The sequence below is a fragment of the Membranihabitans maritimus genome, from assembly GCF_021729145.1.
Taxonomy (GTDB): Bacteria; Bacteroidota; Bacteroidia; order Chitinophagales; family Saprospiraceae; genus Membranihabitans; species Membranihabitans maritimus.
In genome coordinates, this window is sequence record NZ_JAJSLW010000033.1 from 10765 (window position 1) to 36264 (window position 25500).

At 38.9% G+C, this 25500-nt stretch carries 21 protein-coding genes; 6 read left to right on the forward strand and 15 right to left on the reverse strand.

Annotated elements, in window-relative coordinates:
* Nucleotides 1–22 precede the first annotated feature (22 nt).
* Genes sov through LVD47_RS22580 form a run of 3 tightly spaced genes read left to right on the forward strand, consistent with a single transcriptional unit; the run spans nt 23 to nt 9559 of the window.
* Nucleotides 23–7270: a T9SS outer membrane translocon Sov/SprA gene (gene sov, locus LVD47_RS22570; RefSeq protein ID WP_236980870.1), complete on the forward strand. Its 7248-nt coding sequence runs from the start codon at nt 23–25 to the stop codon at nt 7268–7270.
* A gap of 13 nt (nt 7271–7283) precedes the next feature.
* Nucleotides 7284–8771: a sensor histidine kinase gene (locus LVD47_RS22575; RefSeq protein WP_236980871.1), complete on the forward strand. Its 1488-nt coding sequence runs from the start codon at nt 7284–7286 to the stop codon at nt 8769–8771.
* A 59-nt stretch (nt 8772–8830) separates the two neighbouring features.
* Nucleotides 8831–9559 carry a response regulator transcription factor gene (locus tag LVD47_RS22580; protein WP_236980873.1) on the forward strand — a complete coding sequence of 243 codons (729 nt, stop codon included), beginning with the start codon at nt 8831–8833 and terminating at the stop codon, nt 9557–9559.
* A 151-nt stretch (nt 9560–9710) separates the two neighbouring features.
* On the opposite strand, the gene LVD47_RS22585 is transcribed toward LVD47_RS22580, so the two are convergent.
* Nucleotides 9711–10235 (reverse strand): OmpH/Skp family outer membrane protein, encoded by a 525-nt coding sequence (locus LVD47_RS22585; protein WP_236980874.1) that lies wholly within the window; start codon nt 10233–10235, stop codon nt 9711–9713.
* A gap of 47 nt (nt 10236–10282) precedes the next feature.
* The gene (locus LVD47_RS22590; RefSeq protein WP_236980876.1) at nt 10283–10807 is read right to left on the reverse strand and encodes an OmpH/Skp family outer membrane protein; all 525 of its coding nucleotides are present in this window, start codon (nt 10805–10807) and stop codon (nt 10283–10285) included.
* A 299-nt stretch (nt 10808–11106) separates the two neighbouring features.
* On the opposite strand from LVD47_RS22590, the gene LVD47_RS22595 reads away from it, so the two are divergent.
* On the forward strand, nt 11107–11634 hold the full coding sequence (locus tag LVD47_RS22595; RefSeq protein WP_236980878.1) for an SRPBCC family protein: 528 nt from the start codon (nt 11107–11109) through the stop codon (nt 11632–11634).
* Nucleotides 11635–11952: 318 nt separating this feature from the next.
* On the opposite strand, the gene LVD47_RS22600 is transcribed toward LVD47_RS22595, so the two are convergent.
* The 3 genes from LVD47_RS22600 to LVD47_RS22610 all read right to left on the reverse strand — a co-directional run bounded on the left by LVD47_RS22600 (nt 11953) and on the right by LVD47_RS22610 (nt 14341).
* Nucleotides 11953–13095 (reverse strand): cystathionine gamma-synthase, encoded by a 1143-nt coding sequence (locus LVD47_RS22600; protein ID WP_236980880.1) that lies wholly within the window; start codon nt 13093–13095, stop codon nt 11953–11955.
* A gap of 161 nt (nt 13096–13256) precedes the next feature.
* Nucleotides 13257–13529 (reverse strand): HU family DNA-binding protein, encoded by a 273-nt coding sequence (locus LVD47_RS22605; protein ID WP_236980882.1) that lies wholly within the window; start codon nt 13527–13529, stop codon nt 13257–13259.
* A gap of 311 nt (nt 13530–13840) precedes the next feature.
* On the reverse strand, nt 13841–14341 hold the full coding sequence (locus LVD47_RS22610) for a hypothetical protein (protein WP_236980884.1): 501 nt from the start codon (nt 14339–14341) through the stop codon (nt 13841–13843).
* 260 nt (nt 14342–14601) lie between these two features.
* Here LVD47_RS22610 and rpsT point away from each other — a divergent pair, with 260 nt between their 5' ends.
* Nucleotides 14602–14853: a 30S ribosomal protein S20 gene (rpsT, locus tag LVD47_RS22615; protein WP_236980886.1), complete on the forward strand. Its 252-nt coding sequence runs from the start codon at nt 14602–14604 to the stop codon at nt 14851–14853.
* Nucleotides 14854–15176: 323 nt separating this feature from the next.
* Nucleotides 15177–16454, forward strand: coding sequence for a DUF2254 domain-containing protein (locus LVD47_RS22620; protein ID WP_369427832.1), 1278 nt, complete (start codon nt 15177–15179; stop codon nt 16452–16454).
* Nucleotides 16455–16913: 459 nt separating this feature from the next.
* Here LVD47_RS22620 and LVD47_RS22625 read toward each other — a convergent pair whose 3' ends face one another.
* The 10 genes from LVD47_RS22625 to LVD47_RS22670 form a co-directional block, all read right to left on the reverse strand.
* Nucleotides 16914–17471 carry a D-glycero-alpha-D-manno-heptose-1,7-bisphosphate 7-phosphatase gene (locus LVD47_RS22625; RefSeq protein WP_236980889.1) on the reverse strand — a complete coding sequence of 186 codons (558 nt, stop codon included), beginning with the start codon at nt 17469–17471 and terminating at the stop codon, nt 16914–16916.
* On the reverse strand, nt 17468–18052 hold the full coding sequence (locus LVD47_RS22630; RefSeq protein WP_236980890.1) for a D-sedoheptulose-7-phosphate isomerase: 585 nt from the start codon (nt 18050–18052) through the stop codon (nt 17468–17470). The genes LVD47_RS22625 and LVD47_RS22630 overlap by 4 nt, the downstream gene beginning before the upstream one ends.
* A 44-nt stretch (nt 18053–18096) precedes the next feature.
* Nucleotides 18097–19152 carry a glycosyltransferase family 2 protein gene (locus LVD47_RS22635; protein ID WP_236980891.1) on the reverse strand — a complete coding sequence of 352 codons (1056 nt, stop codon included), beginning with the start codon at nt 19150–19152 and terminating at the stop codon, nt 18097–18099.
* Nucleotides 19149–19664, reverse strand: coding sequence for a DUF4199 domain-containing protein (locus LVD47_RS22640; RefSeq protein WP_236980892.1), 516 nt, complete (start codon nt 19662–19664; stop codon nt 19149–19151). The genes LVD47_RS22635 and LVD47_RS22640 overlap by 4 nt, the downstream gene beginning before the upstream one ends.
* A gap of 219 nt (nt 19665–19883) precedes the next feature.
* Complete coding sequence (locus LVD47_RS22645) at nt 19884–21143, reverse strand: dihydroorotase (RefSeq protein WP_236980893.1); 1260 nt, start codon at nt 21141–21143, stop codon at nt 19884–19886.
* 9 nt (nt 21144–21152) lie between these two features.
* Nucleotides 21153–23177: a BatA domain-containing protein gene (locus tag LVD47_RS22650; protein WP_236980894.1), complete on the reverse strand. Its 2025-nt coding sequence runs from the start codon at nt 23175–23177 to the stop codon at nt 21153–21155.
* Nucleotides 23178–23726: a protoporphyrinogen oxidase HemJ gene (gene hemJ, locus LVD47_RS22655; protein ID WP_236980895.1), complete on the reverse strand. Its 549-nt coding sequence runs from the start codon at nt 23724–23726 to the stop codon at nt 23178–23180. It lies immediately after the preceding gene.
* Entirely contained in the window at nt 23727–24389 is a 663-nt protein-coding gene (locus LVD47_RS22660) for a DUF4159 domain-containing protein (protein WP_236980897.1), read from the reverse strand.
* Complete coding sequence (locus LVD47_RS22665; RefSeq protein ID WP_236980899.1) at nt 24386–25108, reverse strand: RsmE family RNA methyltransferase; 723 nt, start codon at nt 25106–25108, stop codon at nt 24386–24388. The genes LVD47_RS22660 and LVD47_RS22665 overlap by 4 nt, the downstream gene beginning before the upstream one ends.
* A gap of 179 nt (nt 25109–25287) precedes the next feature.
* Nucleotides 25288–25500 (reverse strand): hypothetical protein (locus LVD47_RS22670; protein ID WP_236980901.1); only part of this gene is annotated, 213 nt, incomplete at its 5' end.

The following is a 25500-nucleotide window of genomic DNA, read 5'->3' on the forward strand; positions in this document are numbered from 1 at the left end:
TTATAATTAGTTGTGAAGATATATGAGGTTAATCTTTGACTTGGGGATAAAAAAGGTATGTATTATTGCAATAGCTTTATTATCACTGCTATTCCTGTTTACGCTTGATTCGGAGGCGGGTTCTCCCTATGACCTACCTATATCGGTACCTGAGGAGGATATTCAGGAACAGGTAGATACTATTCCGGAAAAACAAAATATTGGAAAATACCTTTCAAATGGTCAACAGGGAAATCCCTTTGATCTGAAAGACCCTCCGATTTTGGGAAGAGATCTGGAATATGACAATGAATCCAATTCCTATAATTTTATTAATAGGCTGGGAGATGAATATGCGCCGTATTCGCCGCAAATGACCTTCAGCGAATACCTGGAATATCGGAAGAAACAGCAGGAACAAAGTTATTTCAACAGAATTTCAGGCATTACACCTGGTGAGGGGATTTCACTTGACCCGATGGAAGATGTCGATGTTTCAAAGAATCTCGCCGACCGATTGTTTGGCGGTTCAGACATAAATATACAACCTCGTGGAAGTGTAGACGTCACTCTGGGTTATGAGTTTCAAAATGTAGAAAATCCCATACTACTAGAACGTCAGCAACGCTATGGAGGATTGGATTTTGATATGCCTATCCGCCTGGATGTAGAAGGGAATGTGGGAGACAAATTGAATTTACGCTTCAACTGGGATAATAAATCCACTTTTAATTTTGACCAGAATCTCAAGATTAATTATGATACGGACAATTTCTCAGAAGATGAAATTATTAAAACCGTTGATGCAGGATACGTAAGCCTTCCACTCAATAGCCAATTGATACAAGGGTCACAAAATTTATTCGGAGTCAAATTAGGAGCTCAATTTGGACGATTGCATTTGACGACCATATTATCTCAGCAGAATAGTGAGCAAAAAAACCTAAATATAGAAGGTGGAGGAGAATTACAGGAATTCGAGGTTACCGCAGATAGTTATGATGAAAACCGACATTTTTTCCTATCTCATTTTTTCCGTGACAATTTTGAATCCGCCCTTGAAAAATTACCTCAAATCCGCTCCTTATACAAAATAACCCGGGTGGAAGCATGGATTACCAATGATCGCAACCAGACAGATAATTCCAGGGACGTTCTGGCCATAGCCGACCTGGGTGAACACGATAAAATTTTCAACCAAAACCCCAATTTTCAGGCACCAACAGTAGTAGTCAATCCCGATATCCAGGGGAATGCACTACCTGATAATACAACCAATCCTATTTATGAGGCAATCACCCAAAATAGCAACATCCGAAGTCTCGATATGGCGGTAGCCGTATTGCAAAGCCAATTCCAACTCGAGCAAAGTCGCGACTTTGAAAAAGTAGGTGCAAGATTACTTCGCTCATCTGAATATGATTTACAACCGGACCTGGGCTATATTTCCCTTAACACTCCCGTTCGGCCTGATCAGGTGATCGCCGTGTCCTATGAATACGAATACAATGGTGAAAAATATCAGGTAGGGGAATTCTCCACCGACCTTCCTCTCAATCCCGACACCACAACTGTCCTTTTTACCAAATTATTAAAAGGTACAACCCAGCGTATAGATTTACCGATTTGGGATTTGATGATGAAGAATATTTATTCAGTAGGAGCCTATCAGGTAAGTGAAGAAGATTTTCAGCTCGATATATTTTATGAAGATCCTGGAAAATCCGATAAGAGATATTTACCCATTGAAGGCTTTACAAACCTTCCATTGTTGAATATCTTTAATCTTGATAATTTGACGACAACCGGCGACCCGCAACCAGGTGGGGATGGTCGTTTTGATTTTGTCAACGGGGTAACATTTAATTTGTCCTCCGGTAGAATGATGTTCCCCAAATTGGAACCTTTCGGATCAGACCTCGAGGAGAGGTTACAGGAACAAGTGGAAGACCAGGATCTAATTGACAACTTTATTTACCAGGAGTTGTATGACAGTACACTGGTCATAGCCCGTGAATATACCGAAAAGAATCGATTTTTAATCGCGGGGTCTTACAAAGCAAGTTCTTCTGATGAATACGACCTCAGGTCCGCAAATGTACCTCAGGGGTCAGTGAAAGTCTATGCAGGAAGTCAAGAGTTAATTGAAGGGGTAGACTATGAAGTGAATTACGGTCTTGGGAAAGTACGGATCACAAATAGTGCCTATACCGGTCCTGGTGTAAATATACGTATTGAGTATGAAGACCAGGGTCTCTTCAATCTCAATCGAAAAAATATGATCGGGCTCCGGGCAGATTACAAATTCAGTGAAGAATTCAATGTCGGTGCCACATTTATGCAATTATGGGAGCGCCCTTACACACAAAAAGTAAATTACGGAGAGGATCCGATAAACAACCGGATGATCGGACTGGATATGAACCTTAGCAAAGAAGCTCCCTGGCTGACAAGGGCGATTGATCATATACCTTTGATCAATACCAAGGAATCTTCTTTTATAGACCTGGCACTGGAAGGGGCCTGGTTGAAACCCGGTCATGCCAAAGCCATTGATGTCGACTCTTCAGGAGGTACTGCATATATTGATGATTTCGAAGGAAGTTCCACAGGTATAGATTTACGACTCCCCCTCCAGGATTGGGTCCTGGCTTCGGTTCCTCAAAATGACCTGAATAATAATAACCCGAAATTTCCTGAATCACAATTTACTAATAACCGGCTGACCGGCATTAATAGAGCACATATTGCATGGTATCGTTTAGAATCTATATACAGTGACAATTCAAATCCCTACACCAGTGACATCCAGATCAATGACATTTTCCCGGGGAGACAGGTAGAACTTGAGTTTGCCAGAAACTTCCTGACTTTTGACATTAATTACGACCCTACCCGACGGGGACCCTATAATTACGATGTACCTAATGGTACAGAATACAGCGAAGGATTGGACCCTGACGGTAATTTGAGACGGCCAGAGTCAAGATGGGCTGGAATTATGCGCGAAATTCAACGAAATGATTTCCAGGCGGCCAACGTAGAATATATAGAAATGTGGGTTCTCAACCCCTTCATGGACCGTGGGGACGGAACTCGGTTACAAGACGACGGAAAGCTATATATTAACCTCGGAAATGTATCCGAAGATATTCTCAAAGATTCTAGGATGATGTATGAAAACGGCCTTCCTGTTCCCGGGTCGGATGCACCCCTTGACACCACAAACCTTGGAGTGGTTCCCCGGTTGCGAAATATTACCCGTTCTTTTGACCCCAACCCTGACAACAGATCCTTGCAAGATGTCGGATATGATGGATTAAACGATGATGGAGAGCGTCAATTTTTCGCAGATTACATTCAGGATATACAATCATTAAACCTGCAAGCGCGGGAAGAAATCGAAGCGGATCCTTCCAATGACAATTATGTGTCATTCCGGTCCGAACAATTCCCGGAAGACCATGATGTTTATGACCGTTTTGCAAACTCCAATAAGCCCGAAGGGAACTCCAGAGCTTCCAGTGGATCAAGACTTGAATCCAATACCAACCAACCCGATAATGAAGATATAAACGGCGATAATACCCTTAATGAATCCGAAGCCTATTTCGAATATGAAATCCCCATTGAATTCGATCCGTCCACGCAGGGTATCAAACAGATGGAGTTTATCACAGATACTATAAATTCTGACGTTGGCGTTTGGTATCGTTTGAAAATACCAATCCATGAATACGAGCGTAAAGTGGGAAGTATAAATGATTTCAGGTCGATTCGTTTTATCCGCATGTACATGACTGAATTTGAATCCCAGGCTACTTTGCGTTTTGCAAAACTCGAATTGGTCAACAATACATGGAGAAGATATACAAAGAGTCTTAGCCAGCCAGGGATCGGACAACCTCAGCCTGTTAGCGACAATGTCCAATTTGACGTCAACGTTGTCAATATTGAAGAAAATAGTGGTAAATTTCCTTTCCAATATACCATTCCCCGGGGTGTGGCTCGTGAAATTACATACGGTACTGTAAATTCACTTGCACAAAATGAACAATCCATTGCGCTAAATATATGCAATCTCCCCCCAGGAGAAGCAGCTGCGATTTACAAAATCATCGGCCGTTATGACTTAAGGGACTTTGAAAGGCTAAAAATGTTCGTCCATGCAGAAGGAATTGAAGGTAGAAATTTGGAAAACGATGACCTTGCTATATTCCTGAGAATTGGTGCAGATTTCACCAATAATTATTATGAATACGAAATTCCATTGACTTTGTCGGACCCTGACCTGAATATAGCTCCCGGAACGTTGGATTATAAAGACGAAGTGTGGAAGAGAGCCAACCAATTTGATTTTCCGTTGGAGCTTTTAAAAAATACTAAAATCGAGCGTAATGCGTCGGGTGCTTCAGAAGTTGTACCCTATGAAGTCACGGATCCCGATAAACCGAGAAACCGCATAAGAGTAGTCGGCAACCCTACATTGGGAGACCCGAAATCGGTAATGATCGGAGTGAGAAATATAGCTCCGGATCAATTAAATAAATGTGCAGAAGTATGGGTCAATGAGCTCCGGCTCCAGGGCCTAAATGAACGGGGTGGAATGGCAGCCCTGGCGCGATTGGATGTAGAATTGGCAGACCTGGGAAGAGTAAATTTTGCCTCGAACTTTAGTACCGTTGGGTGGGGAAGCCTTGATCAAAAACTTGTGCAACGTCAAAAAGAACAGAACTTCGATTACAATGTGTCAGCTAACCTGCAATTGGACAAGCTATTGCCGGAAAACTGGAATCTGAGTATTCCTTTTTTCACGCAGTATTTTAATGCGACAAGCACTCCTAGGTTTGATCCGTATGATAATGATTTGACATTGGATGAGAAACTCAATTCAGTGGAGCAGGACGAAAGGGATTCCGTTCGGGAGCAAGCCATTCGAAGGGAAGTCCGCAAAACGGTTTCATTCAACAATGTCAGAGTGCTCAGGGGAGGAAATACCAGTTCCACCCCAAAACCATGGGATGTCCAGAATTTCAGTGTTTCGTATTCCAAAACCACAAGCATCAATTCCGACCCCATTATCGAGGAGAACCGGAAGGATCAGGAGCAGGCGGCATTGGATTATAATTATTCAGCGCAGCCCCTCTATATAACGCCCTTTAAAAATGTAATTTCAAAAGACCAGTTTTTAAAATTTCTTACGGAATTCAACTTCAATCCGATTCCCTCGAATATCAGCGTCAGAAATGAACTCAATAGATTTCAGAATAAAACCGTATACAGGTTTATGGAATCTAACTTCAGCGATTGGTATACCAAACGATTCACCTGGGACCGAAATTATAATCTCGTTTGGAACCTTACCCGGTCCCTACGCCTGAATTTTGATGCCATCAACAACGCCATTGTTGATGAACTTCCGGTGCTGGATAGAAACAGGAATCCTTATTCCGAAGAAGAGATACGGGATTCATTGAATAATAGCCTGGGACGCCTGGGACGCCCCAAAAATTACAAGCACAATTTCAACCTTACCTATACTTTGCCTTTCAGGTATTTTCCATTCCTGGATTTTATCGATATAGGAACACAACTCAGTACATCTTACACCTGGAGCGCAGCGGCTTTGAATGCACAGGAATACGGCAATGTTATCCAAAACCAACAATCCCGTTCGGCAACCGTCAATGTCGATTTTGTTAAATTGTATAACAATGTTGGATATCTTAAGAAAATAAACGATTACCGAATGGGAGGATCCTCTTCCGGTAATACCCGAAGTCGACAAAGACCGGGAAACAATAACCAGGAAAATGGTAATTCAAGAAGTAGAAGAGGAGAAAGCGATGGTCCGGGAATAGCGGAGGTTGCGTTGCTACGGCCTCTGATGTCTGTGAGATCACTTAAATTCAGCTACAAAAATAATCTAAGCAGTGTCGTTCCTGGATTCACACCACGGCCCAAGTTTTTTGGAATGAATGAAGAATGGTCTGCACCCGGGGCCGGTTATATCCTGGGTGTACAACCGACAAACGACTGGCTAAATGCTTTGGTAAGTAACGGCAACCAATTCATTACCGATACGGTAGGTCTCAACCAGGAAGTAGTGAGAAACAATACAGAAACTATTGATGCCAGTTTGGAAGTAGAACCTTTCAGGGATTTTAAATTAACCCTAACTGCGTACAAGGATTATCGAAAAAACAATTTTGAATTCTTTAAAGTTGCACAGCCTGGTGGTGAATTTGAACATCTGGCTCCCCGGGATATAGGTAGTTATAATATCTCGTTCTTTACGTTGAATACGTTTCTGAATGCAGGGGATACGAGTTACGTTCAATCTTTATTCAGAACATATGAAAATAATCGAGTCGTTATTTCAAATCGATTAGGAAATGGCCAACCGCATGAAAAACACCCGGAATATGCCGAGGGTTACGGACCGAATCATAATGAAGTGGTAATTCCATCATTTATGGCTGCCTACACCGAAAAAAGCGCCAATTCAATACCCCTTGATTTCTTAACTGTTGCCCCTAAATTAAATTGGCAATTACAATACAACGGATTGACTAAAATCCCGTATTTCAATGAATTGTTTTCGAATTTTTCACTTAGGCATGGATATACTTCCAACCTAAATGTCAATTCCTTCCGTACGGACAGGGATTACAACGAAGACCCGCAACAAAACATTAATGATCTGACTGCAAATTATTACAGTAGATACGAAATTCCGGACGTGGTAATATCAGAAAGTTTCAACCCACTGATAGGGATCCAAATACAAACCAAAAATGACTTTAATTTTACGGTAGATTACAACAAAAGCAGGAATCTGGGAATGAGTCTGACCAATTACCAACTCAATGAAAATAATAGCTCCGAAATCGTAGTGGGTTTAGGCACTACACTGAAAAATGTTAATATTCCTTTCTTGCAAAAAGGGGGCGGAAAACAGAGAACAAGAAGTCCCAGACCCGGAGAAGTCCAGGAAAATAACAATAGAAGTAACCGGGAAACGGAAGCAGGGAATGACATAATACTTCAGGTAGACTTCAGTTTTGGGAACAACATTTCGGTTATTCACCTTTTTGATTCTGAAATTCAACCCCAGGTTTCATCAGGGGCCCGAAACATCCGCCTGAGCCCTACCATTGACTATGAACTAAATGATCAATTGACTATTCGTTTATACGGTGAGTATGACCGCACCATTCCATGGACATCAAACTCCTACCCTATTACGAGATTCAAAACAGGAACTACGATTAGATACAAACTCAATTAATGGCATAATTTAGATGGTCAAAAATATAAAGTGGATTTGGTGGGTAGTTGGATTGATGGTCGTAGCCATTGCCGGAATCGTCTGGATGCAGGTTAACTGGATTCGGGAAAATATCAAAGTAGTTGAAGACCAATTCGACACAGAGGTTTATTCTGCACTGAATAATGTCATTAATGAAATAGAGAACAGAGAGGGTGGATTTGATATGATCCCCGAAGAATTACGGGGCGTTATTGACGCTGACAGTACCCTACATATAGAGAACCTGGAATCAATCCTTAGCACTACTGAACTGGATAATATATCTGATCAAAATATTTCCTTTCGCCAGCTTCGGGCACTCCTGGAAAAACAGGTTTTGGAAAGGACCGTCAATAGCAACCTGGAAAATAGGCCTATTACTGACCTTATAGACCTGGAAAACCTGGACAACAGTATCAAACATCACTTGAGGAAACGCGGTATTAAAACGGATTATCATTACGGTGTCTTTTCCAACAGGGAAAGCAACTTTGTTATTATGGATGGTAATTTTATAGTATTTCCGGACCTGGATGCTGAAGCCACATTGACGGAATATAATTTGAGATTACTGGATTCACCTTATGCATCCGACCTATTCCGTACGAGTTCTGGCGCACTGGGTAAACTGATTATAGAATTTCCAACCCGGAGCAGATTTATTTTAAAAAGGATCATTTCTAATATAATTCTATCTGTTCTTTTTATAGCAATTACATTATTCTCATTCCTGTATACGGTCATTACCATTTTCCGTCAAAAACACCTTTCGGAGATGAAAACCGACTTCATCAACAATATGACCCATGAATTCAAAACACCTATTGCTACTATTTCCCTCGCAGTAGATTCTATGCAAAGTCCTGCTATTCAGAAAAGTCCGGAGAAAATTAACAGGTTTGCCAAAATTATCAGAGAAGAGAATAAAAGAATGTTGATGCAGGTAGAAAAAGTACTTCAAATGGCCCTGCTGGACAATAAGTCCTTTAAAATGTCAGTTTCAGAAGTCGATATGCACCAATTATTAAGACAAGCTAAAAAACATACAGAACTTCAAATTAATCAAAGAGAGGGAAAAGTAAAACTTTCACTCAATGCTACCCGACATATCCTGTTGGCAGATGAAAACCATATAAGTAATATTATCCACAACTTATTGGACAATGCTAATAAATATACCGAACAATCCCCCTATATAGAAATTAGTTCACGAAGCGACAACAACGGGATTTACATTACCATCAAGGATAATGGTATCGGAATGTCCAAGGAACAGGTTCACCACATTTTTGAAAAATTTTACAGGGTTCCTACCGGTAATGTGCATGATGTAAAGGGATTTGGACTAGGACTTAGCTATGTAAAAGCAATTACCGATGCCCATAAAGGGGATATCTCTGTCAAAAGTGCTTTGGGAAAAGGGAGTGAATTTACTTTATATTTTCCATTTGAAAATAATTTTTCTTTAAAAAATAATTAACTACATAAAATTTTAAATCTGTTAAATCGTTTATATATCGAATTCAATAAATCAATCCTATGAATGAAGTAAAGCCGAGCATATTATTAGTAGAAGACGATCAAAACTTTGGAGACGTATTAAAATCATATCTTGAAATGCATGACTTTGACATCACACTGCGAAGTGATGGCGAAGCCGGGAAGGATGCATTTGACAGCGGAAATTACGACCTCTGCATTTTTGACGTGATGATGCCGAAAAAAGACGGATTTACACTGGCAAAAGAAATAAGAACGGAGGATAAAAAAACACCTATTATATTTCTTACCGCTAAATCCCTGAATCAGGATATCGTAGAAGGATTAAAAATCGGTGCAGATGACTATATCAGCAAGCCTTTTAATTCCGAAGAATTACTACTCAGGGTACAAGCCATATTAAAGAGAAGTCAAAACGGCATGGAGGAAGAAGAAGACAAAACCGAATTTGATTTTGGCAAGTTTTCTTTTAATTTTCCACTGCGAACCCTGGAATACAATGACGGAGCTGATTCAGACGAAAGTAAACTTTCTCCTAAAGAAGCACAATTGTTGAGACTATTCTGTATTCACAAAAATAATGTTTTGACACGCTCAGAAGCGTTGACCAAAATTTGGGGAGAAGACAACTATTTCACTGCGAGAAGTATGGACGTTTTTGTTACCAAGTTGAGAAAATATCTTAAAAGGGATTCCGACATAGAAATTGTCAATATCCATGGAAACGGGTTTCAGTTACTCGTCAAAGAAGAGGCGGATTCACAATAAAATTTCATGCCAACATAAAAAAAAGGTCGATCAGTGTAATTACTAATCGACCTTTTTTAATTTCCGTCCAAAGATTTCTTTCTACCAAATTTTTAATACTTCTTGTTGTAAAATGACAACAAACGAAATCTGTAAACGGGAATAATATATGTTATTCTCCGGTGCTAGAAAGTTTGGCTTTCACTTTCTCCGTGATATTAGTGGATTCATCAGCATACATCAATACCCCTGTGCTCAAGTCAAAAACAAATGTATACCCATCTTCTACAGCAACATCATCTATGGCCTTTTGTATTTTTTCTTGAATAGGTTGTAACAATGATTGTTGCTTTTGCATTATCTGCGTCTGCATTTGTCCCTGGAATTGCTGCAATTCAGTCTCATCAGCCTGGAGTTTTTGACTCTCCTCTTCCAACTGCTTGGGAGATAATTCCCCGGCATCCCGCTGTTGCTGTAATTCCATCATTTTTGTTCGAAAAGCCTGAACCTTTTCCTGTGCTTTTTTCTGTAGTTGTTCCTGCAGTGTTTGTATTTCAGCATCTGCTGCTTTCACTTCCGGTAAATTCTCCAGGATCGCCTGCGAATTCACATAGGCGAATTTTTGCTGGGCATTAGCTACCTGAAATACCGATGCTAATAAAGCAACTGCAAAAAAATATTTGAACAATTTTTTCATCTTCAAAGTTTTAATTTATTTAAAATATGCGCAAAATTACAATAATCTTATCTAATATCTAACATCTTCTTGATATCTTCTGTCTTGTCGTATTCATCATTCGAGAATATCAACCCTGCAGAACTACTTTTATCGAGTATGATATCCACATTATGCAGTTCTGCATATTCCTGCACAGCGTTGTAGACTTTATCCTGGATCGGTTCTACCAATTGTTGCCTTTTACTGAATAATTCACCTTCCGGGCCAAACCTCATTTTTTGCTTCTCCCGGACTTCCTTTTCACGATTGATAATAGTCTCTTCCCGTTCCTTTTTTTCGGCATCGCTCAATAACACCTGTTCGGCGTTGTACTTGTTATACATCATTTCGATCTCTTCGAATTCAGCATTGATTTCCTGTTGCCATTGTTCTGCCATTTTATCCAACTTGGCCTGGGCATTTTTATAATCCTCCATATTTTCCAATATATCAGCAATATTAATTATTGCTACACTTTGGGAATTAGCGTCCTGAGCAAATCCCATCAGGATAACAACTCCGAGGATAAAACTGGTTATTATTTTTTTCATCTATTTAGTATTTAAATTCACCATTATGACTTTGTACAATAACGAAAGTTTCGGCGAAATGTGGTTTTTAAACTTATTTTAACCGATATTAATAAAGTAAAAACATATAATTCTTCTATTGATCCCGGTCCAGAAAATAGCTATTTTCGCAACTTTTCGATCAAAGCGGGATAAAAATATAGTTTCTATCGGAAAATGAATAATAATAACCGGCCCAAACCGCAAAAAAAATCATATTCCCGGATAATCAAACCCGAATTTGGCTAAATTGCTACATTTGAGCATTCAATTAGTAAACTATGTCCGTCTTAACAACCATCTTTTTTATTTTTCTTCTCTATATTATATTGTGTATTATCAGCCCGCAAAAAAGAAAAATTATCAGCTCTGCCTTTGTCAAAACCCGACCGGATAGCCTGGCAGCATTTATTGCCAACCTGGAAAATCAGGCGATATGGAACCCCTGGATAATATCAGAAGAACACCCGAAAATATATGAAGGCGGCGAACCCGGCCTTCCCGGCTCTTACTGTGAATGGAAAAGCAAAGATGATAAGCTCCTGGGACGTATATCCAATATAAAAATAGAAGACCACCTCATTATCCAACGCCTGGAATTGGCTATGAACATGGTAAAAGTTATCGTACTGGAACATCAGCTTCACCCCCACGGAGATGGCCGGACAACACATTGGGATTGGATATATGAAGAAAAACTTCCCTTTTTTAAAAGACCTGTCTTTTTAATAAAAGATCTAGTGACTACCCAAAATCAAAAGCTAAAAGACGGAATGAGACACGCAAGGGAAGCCCTGGAAAGGCAATAATCAGGAAAAACCTACCCGGGTCAGAAATGTCCCTGGTATGAAAGGACACCATACAAATTCGAACTTCGGTTCGTCATCCCCCAGATCGCGTCCATAAGGAAATTTCATATTATACCAAATTGATCATAGGGTGCTATCCAAGTTTATGCTGTGTCCAATCATCAATTTGAAATAAGTACCGGGTACCTAATTGTCCATTGCCGGATAAAATCCAAATAAGATTTGGAAATACTAAACACATGTGTTTTATTCAAACTTTTTATATTGCCACTTATTGAACACCCAGTTGAATGTATCGGCATTCCCGGAAAGGAAGAACTACTTTTCCATAGCCGTCTTTAGGTCTTCGATAAGATCATCTACATTTTCTATTCCTACACTTAAACGAATGGTGGAATCGAGCAACCCCACTGCCACCCTTTCTTCCCGAGGAATGGAGGCATGGGTCATGGAAGCAGGATGGCCGATAAGTGATTCTACCCCACCTAATGACTCCGCCAAACTAAAATACCGGGTATTTTCGAGTATCTTCCTGGCCACATCCATATCATCATTTACCGTTGAAAAAGAAATCATAGCACCAAACATTTTCATTTGATCTTTGGCCAATGCATGGCCTGGATGAGACTTTAAGCCCGGATAAAAAACTTTTCCGACTTTAGGGTGTCCCGTTAAAAAATCGGCTATTTTTGCTGCATTTTCACACGCCCGTTCTACTCGAATCGCAAGGGTTTTAATCCCCCTAAGAGCTAAAAAGCAGTCCTGGGGACCGGGTACGGCTCCCACTGAATTCTGTATAAATGCGAGCTTCTCTGCTATTTCTTCATCCCGCGTCACAACAGCACCGAGGACAAGATCCGAATGGCCGCCGATGTATTTCGTAGCAGAATGTAAAACCATAGAGGCCCCCAAATCTAATGGATTTTGCAAATACGGTGTGGCAAAGGTATTATCCACACATGTTCTTATATTCTTTTCATCTGCAACGGAGCAAAGTGCCTTGATATCGAAAACCTGTAATAAGGGATTTGTTGGTGTTTCAATCCAGATTAACCGGGTATTTTCTTTAATAGCATCTTTCAAACTATCGGGGTCAGACATATCAATATACGTAGCCTCTATGCCATAATCCTTATATACCTGCGTCATCAACCGGTAAGAACCACCATACAAATCATTCGTAGAAATAATGTGATCTCCTGGTTTCAACATTCTTAAAATGGCATCCATAGCTGCCAATCCACTGGAAAACGCAACTCCATGGGTTCCGTTTTCCAGGGCCGCCAGGTTATTTTGTAATACGGTTCTGGTAGGATTTTGGGTCCGGGCATATTCGTACCCCTGATGGACGCCGGGACTAGCCTGCACGAAAGTCGAAGTTTGAAAAATTGGAGTCATTATAGCCCCTGTGGATGGATCAGGACTAATACCTGCGTGGATTACTTTTGTTTCGAATTTCATAAAAGATATTTTGGAAGTGACCAATCAACTGATCTCGTATAAAGAATCCTGCAAAGCTAAAGGAATTATGTGGGAATAACGTTCAATATCGGGCATAAAAAAAGGACAATTCCCGAGAGAATTGTCCTGCATTTCTTTTCAATATTTCTATTGATAAAATTCTAGTTTACTGCATCAGCCAGATTTTTTCCAGCTTTAAATTTAGCAACAGTTTTTGCTGCAATTTTGATTTCTTTTCCAGTCTGAGGATTTCTACCGGTTCGAGCAGATCTTTCAGAAGTAGAGAAAGTACCAAATCCAGGCAATGTAACTTTTTCTCCTTTCTTCAGTTCACTAGTAACTGATTCCAGAGTTGCATCCAAAGCTTTAGTTGCATCTGCCTTTGTCAAACCTGACAACTTTGCAATGCTGTCGATCAATTCTCCTTTGTTCATATTAAAATTTTTAAATAAAAAATAAAAATTTGCGCGGTAAATTTAGCAGGAAGTAATTTGTAAATCAAAATTTTTCAGCAATTTTTATTAAAAAACTCCCATTCCATGCACATTTCAGGCATTAGAACGTCTAAATCCGCCCTTATTATACAAAGAGATACTTTTTTTACTCAAAATAAGCGATTTAAATCATTTTAACACTTTTATTTTGATTTTCAGCTTGTGGTTGTACACAATAGTTTTGGGTAAAAGAACCGAATTCTAAAGGGCTATAGAATGCATTGATGGGAATTTTCCCATTTTTCCAATAGTTAATTTCCCATTATCTTAAGTTTATATACCACAGAATCAAAATCATATTTTGGTAATGTAATCCAATTTAACTTAGTACTTAATAAAGCCGTATCATTGGTAAATGCCGTAATCGAATAGGTTACTGAATTGGTAGACCGATTGTATACCACGAGCCGTTCAATGTCTGTACCGGATCCCCCGACCATGGTCTTATACCCGATAACGACACTGTCCTGAAAATGAATATCAGGCCAATAATCAATACAGGAATTCCCAGGAAAATTTGCTTCCAATTGGGTGTCGGTTTCAACCAAAAAACTATCCCTTTGAAGCTCAGTATCATTTATTAACATACAATGAACCAATTGTTCGGTATACAATAACCTAAAACCCAACGTATCCAGGTGTGATTCCGCCCTGTCTTTATCAGAAACGCTGCCAGGAATATCCTTTTCACAACCCATTACCGTTACAATAAAGGCGATCATTATGACCATACCCACTTCTTTTTGCTTCATATAAATTTTAAATTTCCTATTCCCGCCTTCCCTACCAATTTACAATTGTATATAGGAACACAAGAAAAAATCAATAGATAAAAGTTATTCAGACGGGCACGACACATTGAACCCACAACTAAATAATGAGATCCCGGAAAAGGACTTGTAATTATTTGCAAAAAATTTATGTAGTTACAAAAATTAAGCCTATCTTTGTCGTCCATTTGGCGTATAGCTTTCATACTATGCGTCATTTTAATGTAAAATGAATAGAAATTATGGCAAACCATAAATCATCAAAGAAAAGAATAAGAAGTTCGGCAAAAAAGCGGACCTTAAACAAATATTATAGAAAGTCTTCGAGAACGGCTATAAAAAATCTCAGGGAGATAACGGATAAAGAAGAAGCAGAAAAGTTTCTTCCCAAAGTAGTTAGCAAAATTGATAAACTTGCAAAAAACAACCGTATCCACAAGAATAAAGCTGCGAACCTGAAGAGTAAATTAATGAAACATGTAGCTGGTTTATAACAAACCAAAACTCTATAAAAAGAGAAGAGCCATTCTGCAATTTGTAGAATGGCTTTTTTTTGTGTATGAATGATTAATTTTTTAAATCAATAACGATTTTACATAAAATAAAAAGCCGGTCTTTCTATACTCCTGTCATTTATGTCATTTAATTTTCTTTGTCACTGCATTGTAGCCATGTGCTTTAAAACCTTCAAACCTTATCGTCTTTGAAGTATTTTACAAGGTTTTCATTAGCTTTAATGAAATCTAATTCATTTTATTTTATGATCATACGTATAAAGAATTTTTAAAAAAAATACTATTTAAGGGTTACCAAAAGCATTGCTTTTTACCCATCCCTAATTGCTTTTCTGCTTACGCTGTTGGCCATAGGTATGCTAGTAGCAGAAAGTTTCGGGATATCCCAATTTATAACGGACCATTTTTCCTTTATTGTAATTGACAATTCAGATACAGCCCGTGGTATTCTTACGACTTTGATAGCAGGTGTAATGTCACTTATGGTATTCAGCTTTTCAATGGTTATGATTGTTCTCAACCAGGCAGCGAATAATTTTACCCAACGGCTATTACCCGAACTGATTTCCAATAGGCAACACCAAATAGTGCTTGGCTTTTACCTGGGAACCATTCTTTACAGTATTTTAATTATGATCAATATACTACCGGATACCGGTAATTACGATGTACCCGGCACAGCTGTATTAATAGCAATAGTACTTGGCATTCTTAGCCTTATTTTTTTTATATACTTTATCAATACAATTTCTACCAATATCCAAATTAGCAACATTCTATACAAACTATATAAAAACACTAAAGCACAGTATAGCAAACAAGAAAAAGCGGATGATTTTGCCAATGAGCTACCAGCTTCCTCCAATGCCAAGTGGAAATCACTCAATATAAAAAAGTCAGGATATTTACAAAGCGTCGATTTTGAAAGCCTCAACGCTATTGCCCGAGAACATCAAATCAGGGTATATATCAATGTGCCGGTTGGCCTGTTTGTTCACAGACATTCGCCGGTGATTCAAGTTCACCCCATGCCAGCAGATGAAGTCCGTGACAAAATCGTGAATACATTTACAGTTTCAGAACAAGAATGGTTTGACGGACAACCACTCAATGGTATAAAACAAATGACAGAAGTAATCCTGAAAGCTATGTCTCCTGGTATCAATGACCCTGGCACAGCCCTCAACGCCATTGATTATCTCAGTGACCTGTTGGCCCTCGAGATTGAAAAGAAGCCTTTTACATCCTATAATCCCGACAGTGAAAAATCACCCCTGGTCTTTATTACCCCTATTCCTGTTAGCCAGGTTTTACACATTACATTAGGCGCAATACGTCAATATGCCAAACACGATATTGTCATCACTCTTCGGCTTATAAAAATGCTGGCATCATTTCTGCAACATTACGACTTCAGAGAATCAAAGAAAAACGATATTGAAGGCCAATTGCATTCTCTGATGTTTGATGCTGATGAGAACATAAAAAACCCATTGGACAGGAAGGCTATAAATGAACTGCTCAACCAATACGAACTAGCAACGTATAAAATTGGTATCGAAAAATCTAACCTTTTTTGAATACAATTTATCATTCCACTACACCGTCCTGCAATTTGCTGAACGAAATAGGGAAGATCTCCCAATTAGGGAAATTGAAGGATTGATAAGTGTAAAGGGCTTGGAAAGGGTGGATTGTCGAATTTGCCGCATCTACGTAAAGACTCAGGAAAAAAACAGGCCTCAGTCTCCAAATGATTACACACATTGTAAGTCTGGTACCCATTACTCTGGTAACAACAATCCCTTCTTTCGAAAAAAAATTTATTAAATAAACGTGAGTTCGACAGAGAAAATAAGAGCTCTGTCCGTGTGCTTTAGCTTTAGAGTTGGAACAAGGAGCGAAAATAGAATTACCTCTGGGTGTCAAGCCAGAGAGGAAAACATGTGAAATAATTGATGCTGGCGTTGATTTTCTTTCAAAAAAATTGACAACATCAATTATGTGCCAAGCTCACGTTAAATATAGTTTGTCACTCATCACTTTTCACACTCCAGTACAGACAGCAGATCAGGAAGGCCTTCCAACACATAATCTACCAATACATCCTGGTCAGTATATCCGAGGCACTCTCCTACTAATACCGTCTGCATCTCAAGGCGTTTTCCAAAATCCATATCCGTAATACTGTCTCCCACCATAATAGACTTCATAAAATCGATATCAGGAAAATCTTCTCTAGCCCAATATGCCATATCGGTCTTGGGCTTCCTGCTATTATTAGACTGGGTGCTTTTATCACCACAATAATAAATTGCATCAATTTTACCCCGACACCTTCGGACTTCCCGAATCATACATTCGTGCAACAGATCTAATTCCGACTCCGTCATAATCCCCTTTCCAATACCCTGCTGATTAGTAACTAAGATTATATACTTAAAAATACCCGATGCTTTTTCCAAAAACTCCAAAACCCCATCGAGAAACCTAAATTGGTTAAAATCGGTAATATATTCACCGGGAATACGCTCATTAATGACTCCATCCCGATCTAAAAATAACACCCAATCTCGTGTAACCTGGATTTTTTTCAATTTCCAAACATTTCCATTTCAATAATTTCACATAGAATATGTCCTAACAAAATATGACATTCCTGAATCCGCGCAGTATCCTCCGATGGAATTCGCAACTCAATATCTACTATACTTCCCAATTCTCCGCCATCCCTTCCCGTCAAACCAATAACTTTCATTTGTCCGGAACGGGCAGTACGAGCAGCTTCAATAATACTTTTTGAATTTCCGGAGGTAGAAAGAGCAAATAATAAATCACCCGGTCGTCCCATAGCATTTACCATACGGGAAAATACCCGGTCATATGAATAGTCATTAGAAACTGCAGTCACAAACGAAGTATTCACATGTAGAGCTTCGGCGAATAATGGCGGTCGGTCGAACAGAAATCGACCGGATAATTCAGCTGCTATATGCTGGGCATCAGCAGCACTTCCGCCGTTTCCGCAAAAAAGAATTTTTCCATTTTCCCTGTAACACCTTACAGCCCATTCTGCGGCCTGTTGTAAATGATTTACTATAGCCGGGTCTTCAAGCATGTCCATTTTGACACGGGCAGACCACCGTATTCTATCTTCTATTAATGCCTTGTTTTCCATTAATGTGTACGTTGTAACTTCAAAATATGGAAATGAGAAAATGATTATTTCCGCTTCGGAATCAACATTTTCCCCGTATTACCAAGTGTTTCCAAAGTTGAACCACTTTCCACTGATCCAAATCCTGCTAACTCTTCCAATTGATATGTATTTCTTTCCGAAGCATTTCTCGTAATTAACTCTCCCAAAAAGCCCGCTAAAAATAGTTGTGTACCTAAAATAATACTTACAAGTGAAATAAAAAAGAAAGGATTATTTGCCACAAGTGGAGCAGGAATGCCTTTTTGAATAGAAATCCATTTGCTTATTCCTATATATAATGCAGATAAAACCCCTACAAAAATTATACATGTACCCAGTAACCCAAAAAAATGCATGGGTCTTTTCCCAAATTTCCCCATAAAGAAAATCGACAATAAATCCAAAAAGCCATTGACAAAGCGAGACATTCCGAATTTGGATTTTCCATATTTCCGCTGCTGATGTTGAACTACTTTTTCCCCGATCTTTTGAAATCCTCCCCATTTCGCAATAATGGGGATATAGCGGTGCATTTCACCATACACCTCAATAGAATGAACCACATTTTTCCGGTATGCTTTTAATCCACAATTAAAATCATGTAAAAAAATTCCCGACATCTTTCTGGCTGCCCAGTTAAATAATTTGGAAGGAAGGTTTTTTGTCCATTTATTATCATACCTCTTTTTCTTCCATCCCGAGACCAGGTCAAAGCCATCCTCGACAATCATATTGTACATTTCAGGTATTTCTTCGGGATTATCCTGTAAGTCTGCGTCCATAGTAACCACTACTCTCCCTTTCGAGACATCAAATGCAGTGTTCAATGCAGCGGATTTTCCGTAGTTTCTCCGGAAACGTATCCCTTTGACATTTGCATTCTTTTCAATTAGTTCTTTTATTACTTCCCACGATCGATCAGTACTACCATCGTCAACAAAAATAATTTCGTATTCATACCCTTCCGTTACAGCAACTGAATGAATCCACCGTTCTAATTCAGCAAGTGATTCTTCTTCATTGAGAAGAGGAACAACTACCGACAAATCATATTCCCAATCGATGTGTGACTTACTCATTGCGTACTTCTTGTCCGATAAATTGCTGCCAGTACAAGAGACACAATTGCCCCGGGAATAACCAGGCTAAACAAATAACCCAGGAATGTTTGTCCCAAAGTGGATTGAAATGAATTCTCTTGAATGGATTCTATCATTAATTCCCTCTGTTCTTCGTCCACAAAATTATTAAAAACGCCGCTGTCAAAAATCTCCAATGCCTTTTCCTTCGCAAGGTCTGCCAGTTCCGGGTCTATAAAATTGTACAATAAATAATTGAATATCATGTAAATAGCGTTCCCAATTATAAATGGCAGAAAAGACTGTTTGAAGGCTTCGGAAAACGGAAGATAATCGGTGGATTTTTTTGCTTCCCGTACCGAAAGGAACATAGCAATGATCAATACGAGCGTCGGGAAATAACTCATCCCGGTCGAAATTAGCATCCGGTTATTTATCAAATCCAATACAAACATTATAATGACAACCGAACCACCAGCTATTAGGCCAAAATTTATTGCTTTATTATCCATTTGTTACATACTATTTGATTAGCGCTTTTTACATTTCTTCTATGGGTTTCAATAGATTCAATTTCATATCCCCTCCATTACAGAAATGTAAACAAGCTTCGGGTTAATACAACAAAAATAAGACCACTGTTTGTAATATCGCATTTTTGAATCAAAAACCTTGGAATAATACAATTCAGATATTATCCCAATCCAATAAAAAATGGTGTCCAATTCTACTTATTCGTATAGATCATATTGGTCTTTTCTAAAGACTCCAAGAATCTTCCCTTTCCACTCTTTGTCCAAAAACGGATTATTCCTGGATTTACCCGGGTAATTTTTTTCATTGTACTGTGTTTTTAACGAAGGATCTATCCACACAAAATCGACACCACTTCCCTGGTGTATATCAACAGGCTCCATCCCAAGAATCTTTCGGGGCCCAATCGATAATAATCTGACAAGATCATCCAAACTCAACGACTTATGTAATCGATCGTACAAAACCGGAAAAACAAAAGGAAGAGAAGATATACCCATTTCGGCTTCACCAAATTCCACTTTTTTATAGTCATCTTCAACAGGTAAATGTCCGGAAACGATACAGTCCAAGACTCCTTCTTTCAATCCTTTAAGTAGCGCCTTTCTATCTTCTTCACCCCTCAAAGGCGGATTGACCAGATAATTCGTATTAAAGGTTTGCAGATCCTTTGAATTATGTACCAGATTAAAAAAAGGAGCTGTAGCAAAAATTTGAATCCCTTTTTTCCTGGCCTTTTGGATTAATACCACACTTTGTTCTGAGGAGATCCCATGACTAATTAGCTTTGACCCCGTATATTCGAGTAAATCAATATCTCTTTTTAGCATGGTAGTCTCCGCTAAAACAGGAATTCCTTTCAACCCCATTTCCGTACTTATCTCGCTCTCGTGAATTTTTCCTTCCGGCTCAAGAGAATGTTCATAGGGTTGATTCATAACCACACCATCAAATGCCTTTACATATTCCAGTGCACGCTTCATCATTCCAATACTCTGAATCGGACAAAACCCATCCGTAAAAGCCCTGACTCCGGATGAATGCATATCGTAAATATCTGCAAGTTCTTCACCGTTTATATCACGCGTAATGGCACCTAATGGCTGAATAGAAATACTCCCGGTATCGTCCTTTAAATAATTCGCTGCTGACCGGTCATCGGTTACCGGATCGACATTAGGCAATACAAAAACATGAGTATACCCCCCCATTCTTGCAGAGCGGGAAAAGGTTCTGAGGGTTTCTTTGTGTTCAAATCCGGGTTCCCCCGTAAAAGCACCTAAATCCACAAAACCCGGAGCAAGCACTCCACCCTGGAGGATTTTTGTCCTTGGGACTTCTTTAATCCCCTGCCCAATTTCCTTTACTGTTCCGTATTCAAGATAGATATCAGTCTTTTGACCATGAAGACCTGATCCCGGAAAACACAATTCAACGTTTTTAAAAAGAATTCGCATTAAATACCATTAATTTTTCAAGAATCGAAGAAGTAAGCTTTCTACGACTAAAAATATTAAGGCAAATATAAGACACCATTTCCATAAAACTTTGCCCCGATCGTATTCCTGAATAAATTGTTGTATCGAGGCACTTTGTTCTCCTGATACCCATACTATGCTACCGGCAATTTTATCCCGGAGTTCATCTGCATCAAAGGTAGAAATATCACTCTCATTTCTAGAATAATTCATAGCAAAAGAGCCAATTATCTGTTCCTTTTCTCGAACATCATAAAACCCTGCTTCTTCGATCTGGTCATACAGTTGGATTTCTAATAACTCCCCGTTTTGTGTGTAAGCGGGAATAAACCCATTTTCCCCCGAAGTAACTTCTATTGATTCTTCGGTTAATTCCCTCTCCACAGACAGAGTTACAGGGGTATTCCCCCCCAGGAAATAGGATAGTTTCTTCTTTCTCGATTTGGAAAGAGCCATTCGGTAAATCATTGGAATAAAGATATCTGCATGGGTTCCTACATTACTCCATTCCCTGTCGAGAGGGGCTGATGAGAAATACAAAAACCCGTTTTTAGCATTCATTTTACTAATCAGAGGCTCCCCGTTCCGCAAAGTAAGTAAAGGAATTAATGGTGTTTGCACACCTGTTTGGATGGAATAATACCCATTAACACCCGGTAAGGCCATGTTTTTTTCTCTATCGGAAAACACATCACTAAAAATGAAATCCTGGTAATTTATTCCCAATGACTCCATTTCTTGTTCTATCCATCCACCCATTCGAACTGCCCCTATAGCATTAAATAAAGCATTGTATGTAGATATATCCGAGTTCCTTCCCGGAAAAACCATAATATTACCACCTTGTTCAAGATATCTACTTAAATTAGATATTAGCCCCGAATTGAAAGAGGGCAATTCGTCAAGCACAATCAAATCTTTATTATCAAAATCAGAATATACAATCCGGTCAATTGAAACATAATCTTTTTCCACGGTCGGGTTATTATTCAGAGCTGAAGACAGGTAAGGATTGGAGGAGTCTTCACTAATCATCAGCAACCTCAAAGTATTTCTGGCGTCAAGGCTCATAAAATAACTATTGTCAAAAACAACCGGGTTATCGGTAATTTCAATAACGATATCGCGTACTTCAGTTCGTGAAATATTTATACCAATTGTATCCACTATTGTTGCCCCTGATTCAATAAACACAGAACCCACCGGGTTTACATTACCACCTTCTCTCAAAACTATTTTCGTATCCTGGTCTGTCACTCCATAATTGGTAAGTTTTATATACAATTGATTCTCAACATTGGCCTCCGGAACCGGGGATTCAAACCAACAGCTGTCTATCGAAATATTCCTCGTCTCTACAGCTGTAACAGGAATGGGAAAAATGACCAGACTACTGTCGACATCAATCGGGTTTTCAATAGAATTCCTCTGAAAATCCGAAAGCCAATATGAATTTGCACGTACTCCCTTTTCTTCTGTAGTCCTCAAAATAAACCGGTAAATCCGCTCAAAATCAGAAGGGATGTGGGATAGTGAAATATTGTCAAGTCTGTCTAGTGCCAGTTCTTTGGAAAGGAGTTGGGTAGAGCCCGGAGTCAAATCATTACTAATAATCTGGAAATTGGTCCCGGCATCGTATGAATTAATTATGTCCCTGGCTTTGTTCACTGCCACCTGAAACAGGGGAGTCTCGCTACTTAAAGCACTCATACTGTATGAATTGTCTATAAATATTGAAATATATTCAGGTTTATCACCCGAAGCACTTTCGTCATCCATGATAAACGGTTGGGCGAAAGCCAATACCAAAAAAGTAATAAAAAAGATCCTCGACAATAGGACCAGTAGATTTCTCAGTCGGGAACGAGTTTGTTTTTCTTCTTTAAGGTTTTTTAAGAATCGGACATTCGAAAAATACTCTGTTCTGTACCGCTGAAAATAAAACAAATGTATTATAACCGGAATTATAATCGTTGCAAGGGCGACAAGAAATAATGGAAAGACAAATTGCATTTAGTTTTGATTTATTTTTGATTCCCTGCGTTTTTTATACATTTTTGCCGCAATAAATATAATGACTCCGAAAAGAAAAAAACCTAAAATTCCATAAAGAGCATTAAATGCATTTTTCATCACCACCAAAAAAACAATGGCCACAAGAAGCAGGGTTGCAATTTCATTAAACAATCTAAATTGAAACGATTTCCACAAAACACCTCTCTTCTCGATCGTTTTAATAATTCTATAACAATAATAGTGATAAATCAACAGGATCAAAACCAGGCCCAACTTTGCGTGCATCCACGGGGCCTGCAATAGAACAGGCTGAAGGATCAACATAATACTACCGGCAATAACAGTTAAAATCATGGCAGGTGTAGTAATTATTCGAAATAACCTATTAATCATTTCAGATAACTGAACGGTCAAAATACTCCTTTCCTCTTCCCTGCGATCCAGTGATTCACGATAATAAACAAACAACCTTACCAGGTAAAAAAGTCCTGCAAACCAACTAACTACACCGATTATATGTAATGACTTACAAATTAGGTAGTACATCTAATTTACCGCTTTTCCCACAAATGAATACTGCAAAATATTTGCGCCCATCCTAAGGGATTCCAATCTTTTTTCCGGCGGATCATTGTGAACCGATTCATCTTCCCAACCATCTCCTAAATCGGATTCATAACTGTAAAAACATACTAATTCACCTTCGTAAATTAACCCAAAACCCTGGGCTGGCTTATTATCATGCTCGTGAATTTTGGGCAATCCATTGGGGAATGAAAATTTCTGGTGGTAGATAGGATGATCGAAAGGTAATTCGATAAATTCTAATTCAGGAAAAACTTTTTTCATTGCTACACGCACATATGGATCCATTCCATAATTATCATCTATATGAAGAAAGCCTCCGCCTATTAAATACATCCTTAGATTTTCAGCTTCTGCATCAGAAAAAACCACATTTCCATGACCAGTCATGTGGACAAAAGGCAGGTTAAATAATTCCGGACTTCCCACCTCTACGGTTGCATAATCTCTTTGCAGGGAGGTTCCCAATTGCCGGTTACAAAAACTAATCAAATTGGGAAGAGCAGTCGGATTTGAGTACCAATCACCACCACCATTATATTTCAATAACCCAATTTGAATCTTTTGCGCTTGTGTAGCGCCACTCACAAACAATATTACCAGTAATGAATATATATATTTCATTTCAACCTAGATTTAATCCTAAAGGTAGTCTTTAATATCTGAACGGCCATCATAGCCGCTGTTTCTGTCCGAAGTCTCTGTTCGCCAATGCTTACAGGTATCCAACCGGTTTCAATAGCGAGTTTTAACTCCTCTTGCGAAAAATCACCTTCAGGACCTATTATAACGCAAACAGAACTCCCTCCGTTATACAATTCCTCCAAACTTTTGTTTATTCTCCGGTCCGGAGCATACCCAATATATTTTTCATCGTACTTTTCCGGGGGATTGGATATAAAGTCTATAAACGAGTGTACTTCCAATATTTTCGGGTGATTGGCATTCATAGATTGTTGGGCTGCTGAAATTATAATCTTTTCCAATCGATCATTCTTTATTGTATGCTTGATCGAATGTTTACAGACCAGAGGTACGATTGTATCAATACCCAACTCAGTGGCTTTTTCAACAAAATTTTCAAACCGACTATCTTTTTTCAACAGGGAACAAGCGACGGAAATTTTCATATCCTGTACTACCTCTGATCCGGATACTATTTCCGCCACTACCAAATCCTTTTTTATTTCTGTAATCAAGCCTTTGAATATATTACCCTTCCCATCAGTGGCAATTATTTCATCACCTATTTTTTTTCGAAGACTCCTGTTCAAATGAACCGCTGTCTGTCCTTCAAAGAACAAATTATCTCCATCGATTTTATCAATTAAAAAAAAGGACATTATTTAAATTTCTGATCTTTAGTAAATTACACCCACAATGCTTGATTTTAACCAATTTTGCAAGGAAAAATCGCCGCTTACTTCATCGAATCCCGAAAGGTTTCGGGACGCAGTATCATACGACTATGCCGGCGTTTTTCTCTTCGATGTTAATCATTTTTCTCTGCCCATCAAACCAGTCAAACCAAAACGTCACAGGTATATTTATGAACGAAAATAGAAATTATAATGTCAAATGAGGTATACCCAAGCCGATTAAATTTGACCAGTTGCTGCAAGGAAAAATCTCCACTTGCTTCATCGAATCCCGAAAGGTTTCGCATACGGACGAAGAAGAAATTAACATATAAGTTGATTAACAATATAGATAGTTGAGATTGAAGTGTTGTGAA

What these genes read in the sequence shown, in the direction of transcription:
- LVD47_RS22665 (WP_236980899.1), bottom strand. Translation starts at nt 25,108, where the DNA reads ATGTCCTTTTTTTTAATTGATAAAATCGATGGAGATAATTTGTTCTTT.
- LVD47_RS22645 (WP_236980893.1), bottom strand. Translation starts at nt 21,143, where the DNA reads ATGCGAATTCTTTTTAAAAACGTTGAATTGTGTTTTCCGGGATCAGGT.
- LVD47_RS22585 (WP_236980874.1), bottom strand. Translation starts at nt 10,235, where the DNA reads ATGAAAAAATTGTTCAAATATTTTTTTGCAGTTGCTTTATTAGCATCG.
- rpsT (WP_236980886.1), top strand. Translation starts at nt 14,602, where the DNA reads ATGGCAAACCATAAATCATCAAAGAAAAGAATAAGAAGTTCGGCAAAA.
- LVD47_RS22640 (WP_236980892.1), bottom strand. Translation starts at nt 19,664, where the DNA reads ATGGATAATAAAGCAATAAATTTTGGCCTAATAGCTGGTGGTTCGGTT.
- hemJ (WP_236980895.1), bottom strand. Translation starts at nt 23,726, where the DNA reads ATGTACTACCTAATTTGTAAGTCATTACATATAATCGGTGTAGTTAGT.
- LVD47_RS22575 (WP_236980871.1), top strand. Translation starts at nt 7,284, where the DNA reads ATGGTCAAAAATATAAAGTGGATTTGGTGGGTAGTTGGATTGATGGTC.
- LVD47_RS22595 (WP_236980878.1), top strand. Translation starts at nt 11,107, where the DNA reads ATGTCCGTCTTAACAACCATCTTTTTTATTTTTCTTCTCTATATTATA.
- LVD47_RS22605 (WP_236980882.1), bottom strand. Translation starts at nt 13,529, where the DNA reads ATGAACAAAGGAGAATTGATCGACAGCATTGCAAAGTTGTCAGGTTTG.
- LVD47_RS22580 (WP_236980873.1), top strand. Translation starts at nt 8,831, where the DNA reads ATGAATGAAGTAAAGCCGAGCATATTATTAGTAGAAGACGATCAAAAC.
- LVD47_RS22600 (WP_236980880.1), bottom strand. Translation starts at nt 13,095, where the DNA reads ATGAAATTCGAAACAAAAGTAATCCACGCAGGTATTAGTCCTGATCCA.
- LVD47_RS22650 (WP_236980894.1), bottom strand. Translation starts at nt 23,177, where the DNA reads ATGCAATTTGTCTTTCCATTATTTCTTGTCGCCCTTGCAACGATTATA.
- LVD47_RS22630 (WP_236980890.1), bottom strand. Translation starts at nt 18,052, where the DNA reads ATGGAAAACAAGGCATTAATAGAAGATAGAATACGGTGGTCTGCCCGT.
- LVD47_RS22635 (WP_236980891.1), bottom strand. Translation starts at nt 19,152, where the DNA reads ATGAGTAAGTCACACATCGATTGGGAATATGATTTGTCGGTAGTTGTT.
- sov (WP_236980870.1), top strand. Translation starts at nt 23, where the DNA reads ATGAGGTTAATCTTTGACTTGGGGATAAAAAAGGTATGTATTATTGCA.
- LVD47_RS22610 (WP_236980884.1), bottom strand. Translation starts at nt 14,341, where the DNA reads ATGAAGCAAAAAGAAGTGGGTATGGTCATAATGATCGCCTTTATTGTA.
- LVD47_RS22590 (WP_236980876.1), bottom strand. Translation starts at nt 10,807, where the DNA reads ATGAAAAAAATAATAACCAGTTTTATCCTCGGAGTTGTTATCCTGATG.
- LVD47_RS22660 (WP_236980897.1), bottom strand. Translation starts at nt 24,389, where the DNA reads ATGAAATATATATATTCATTACTGGTAATATTGTTTGTGAGTGGCGCT.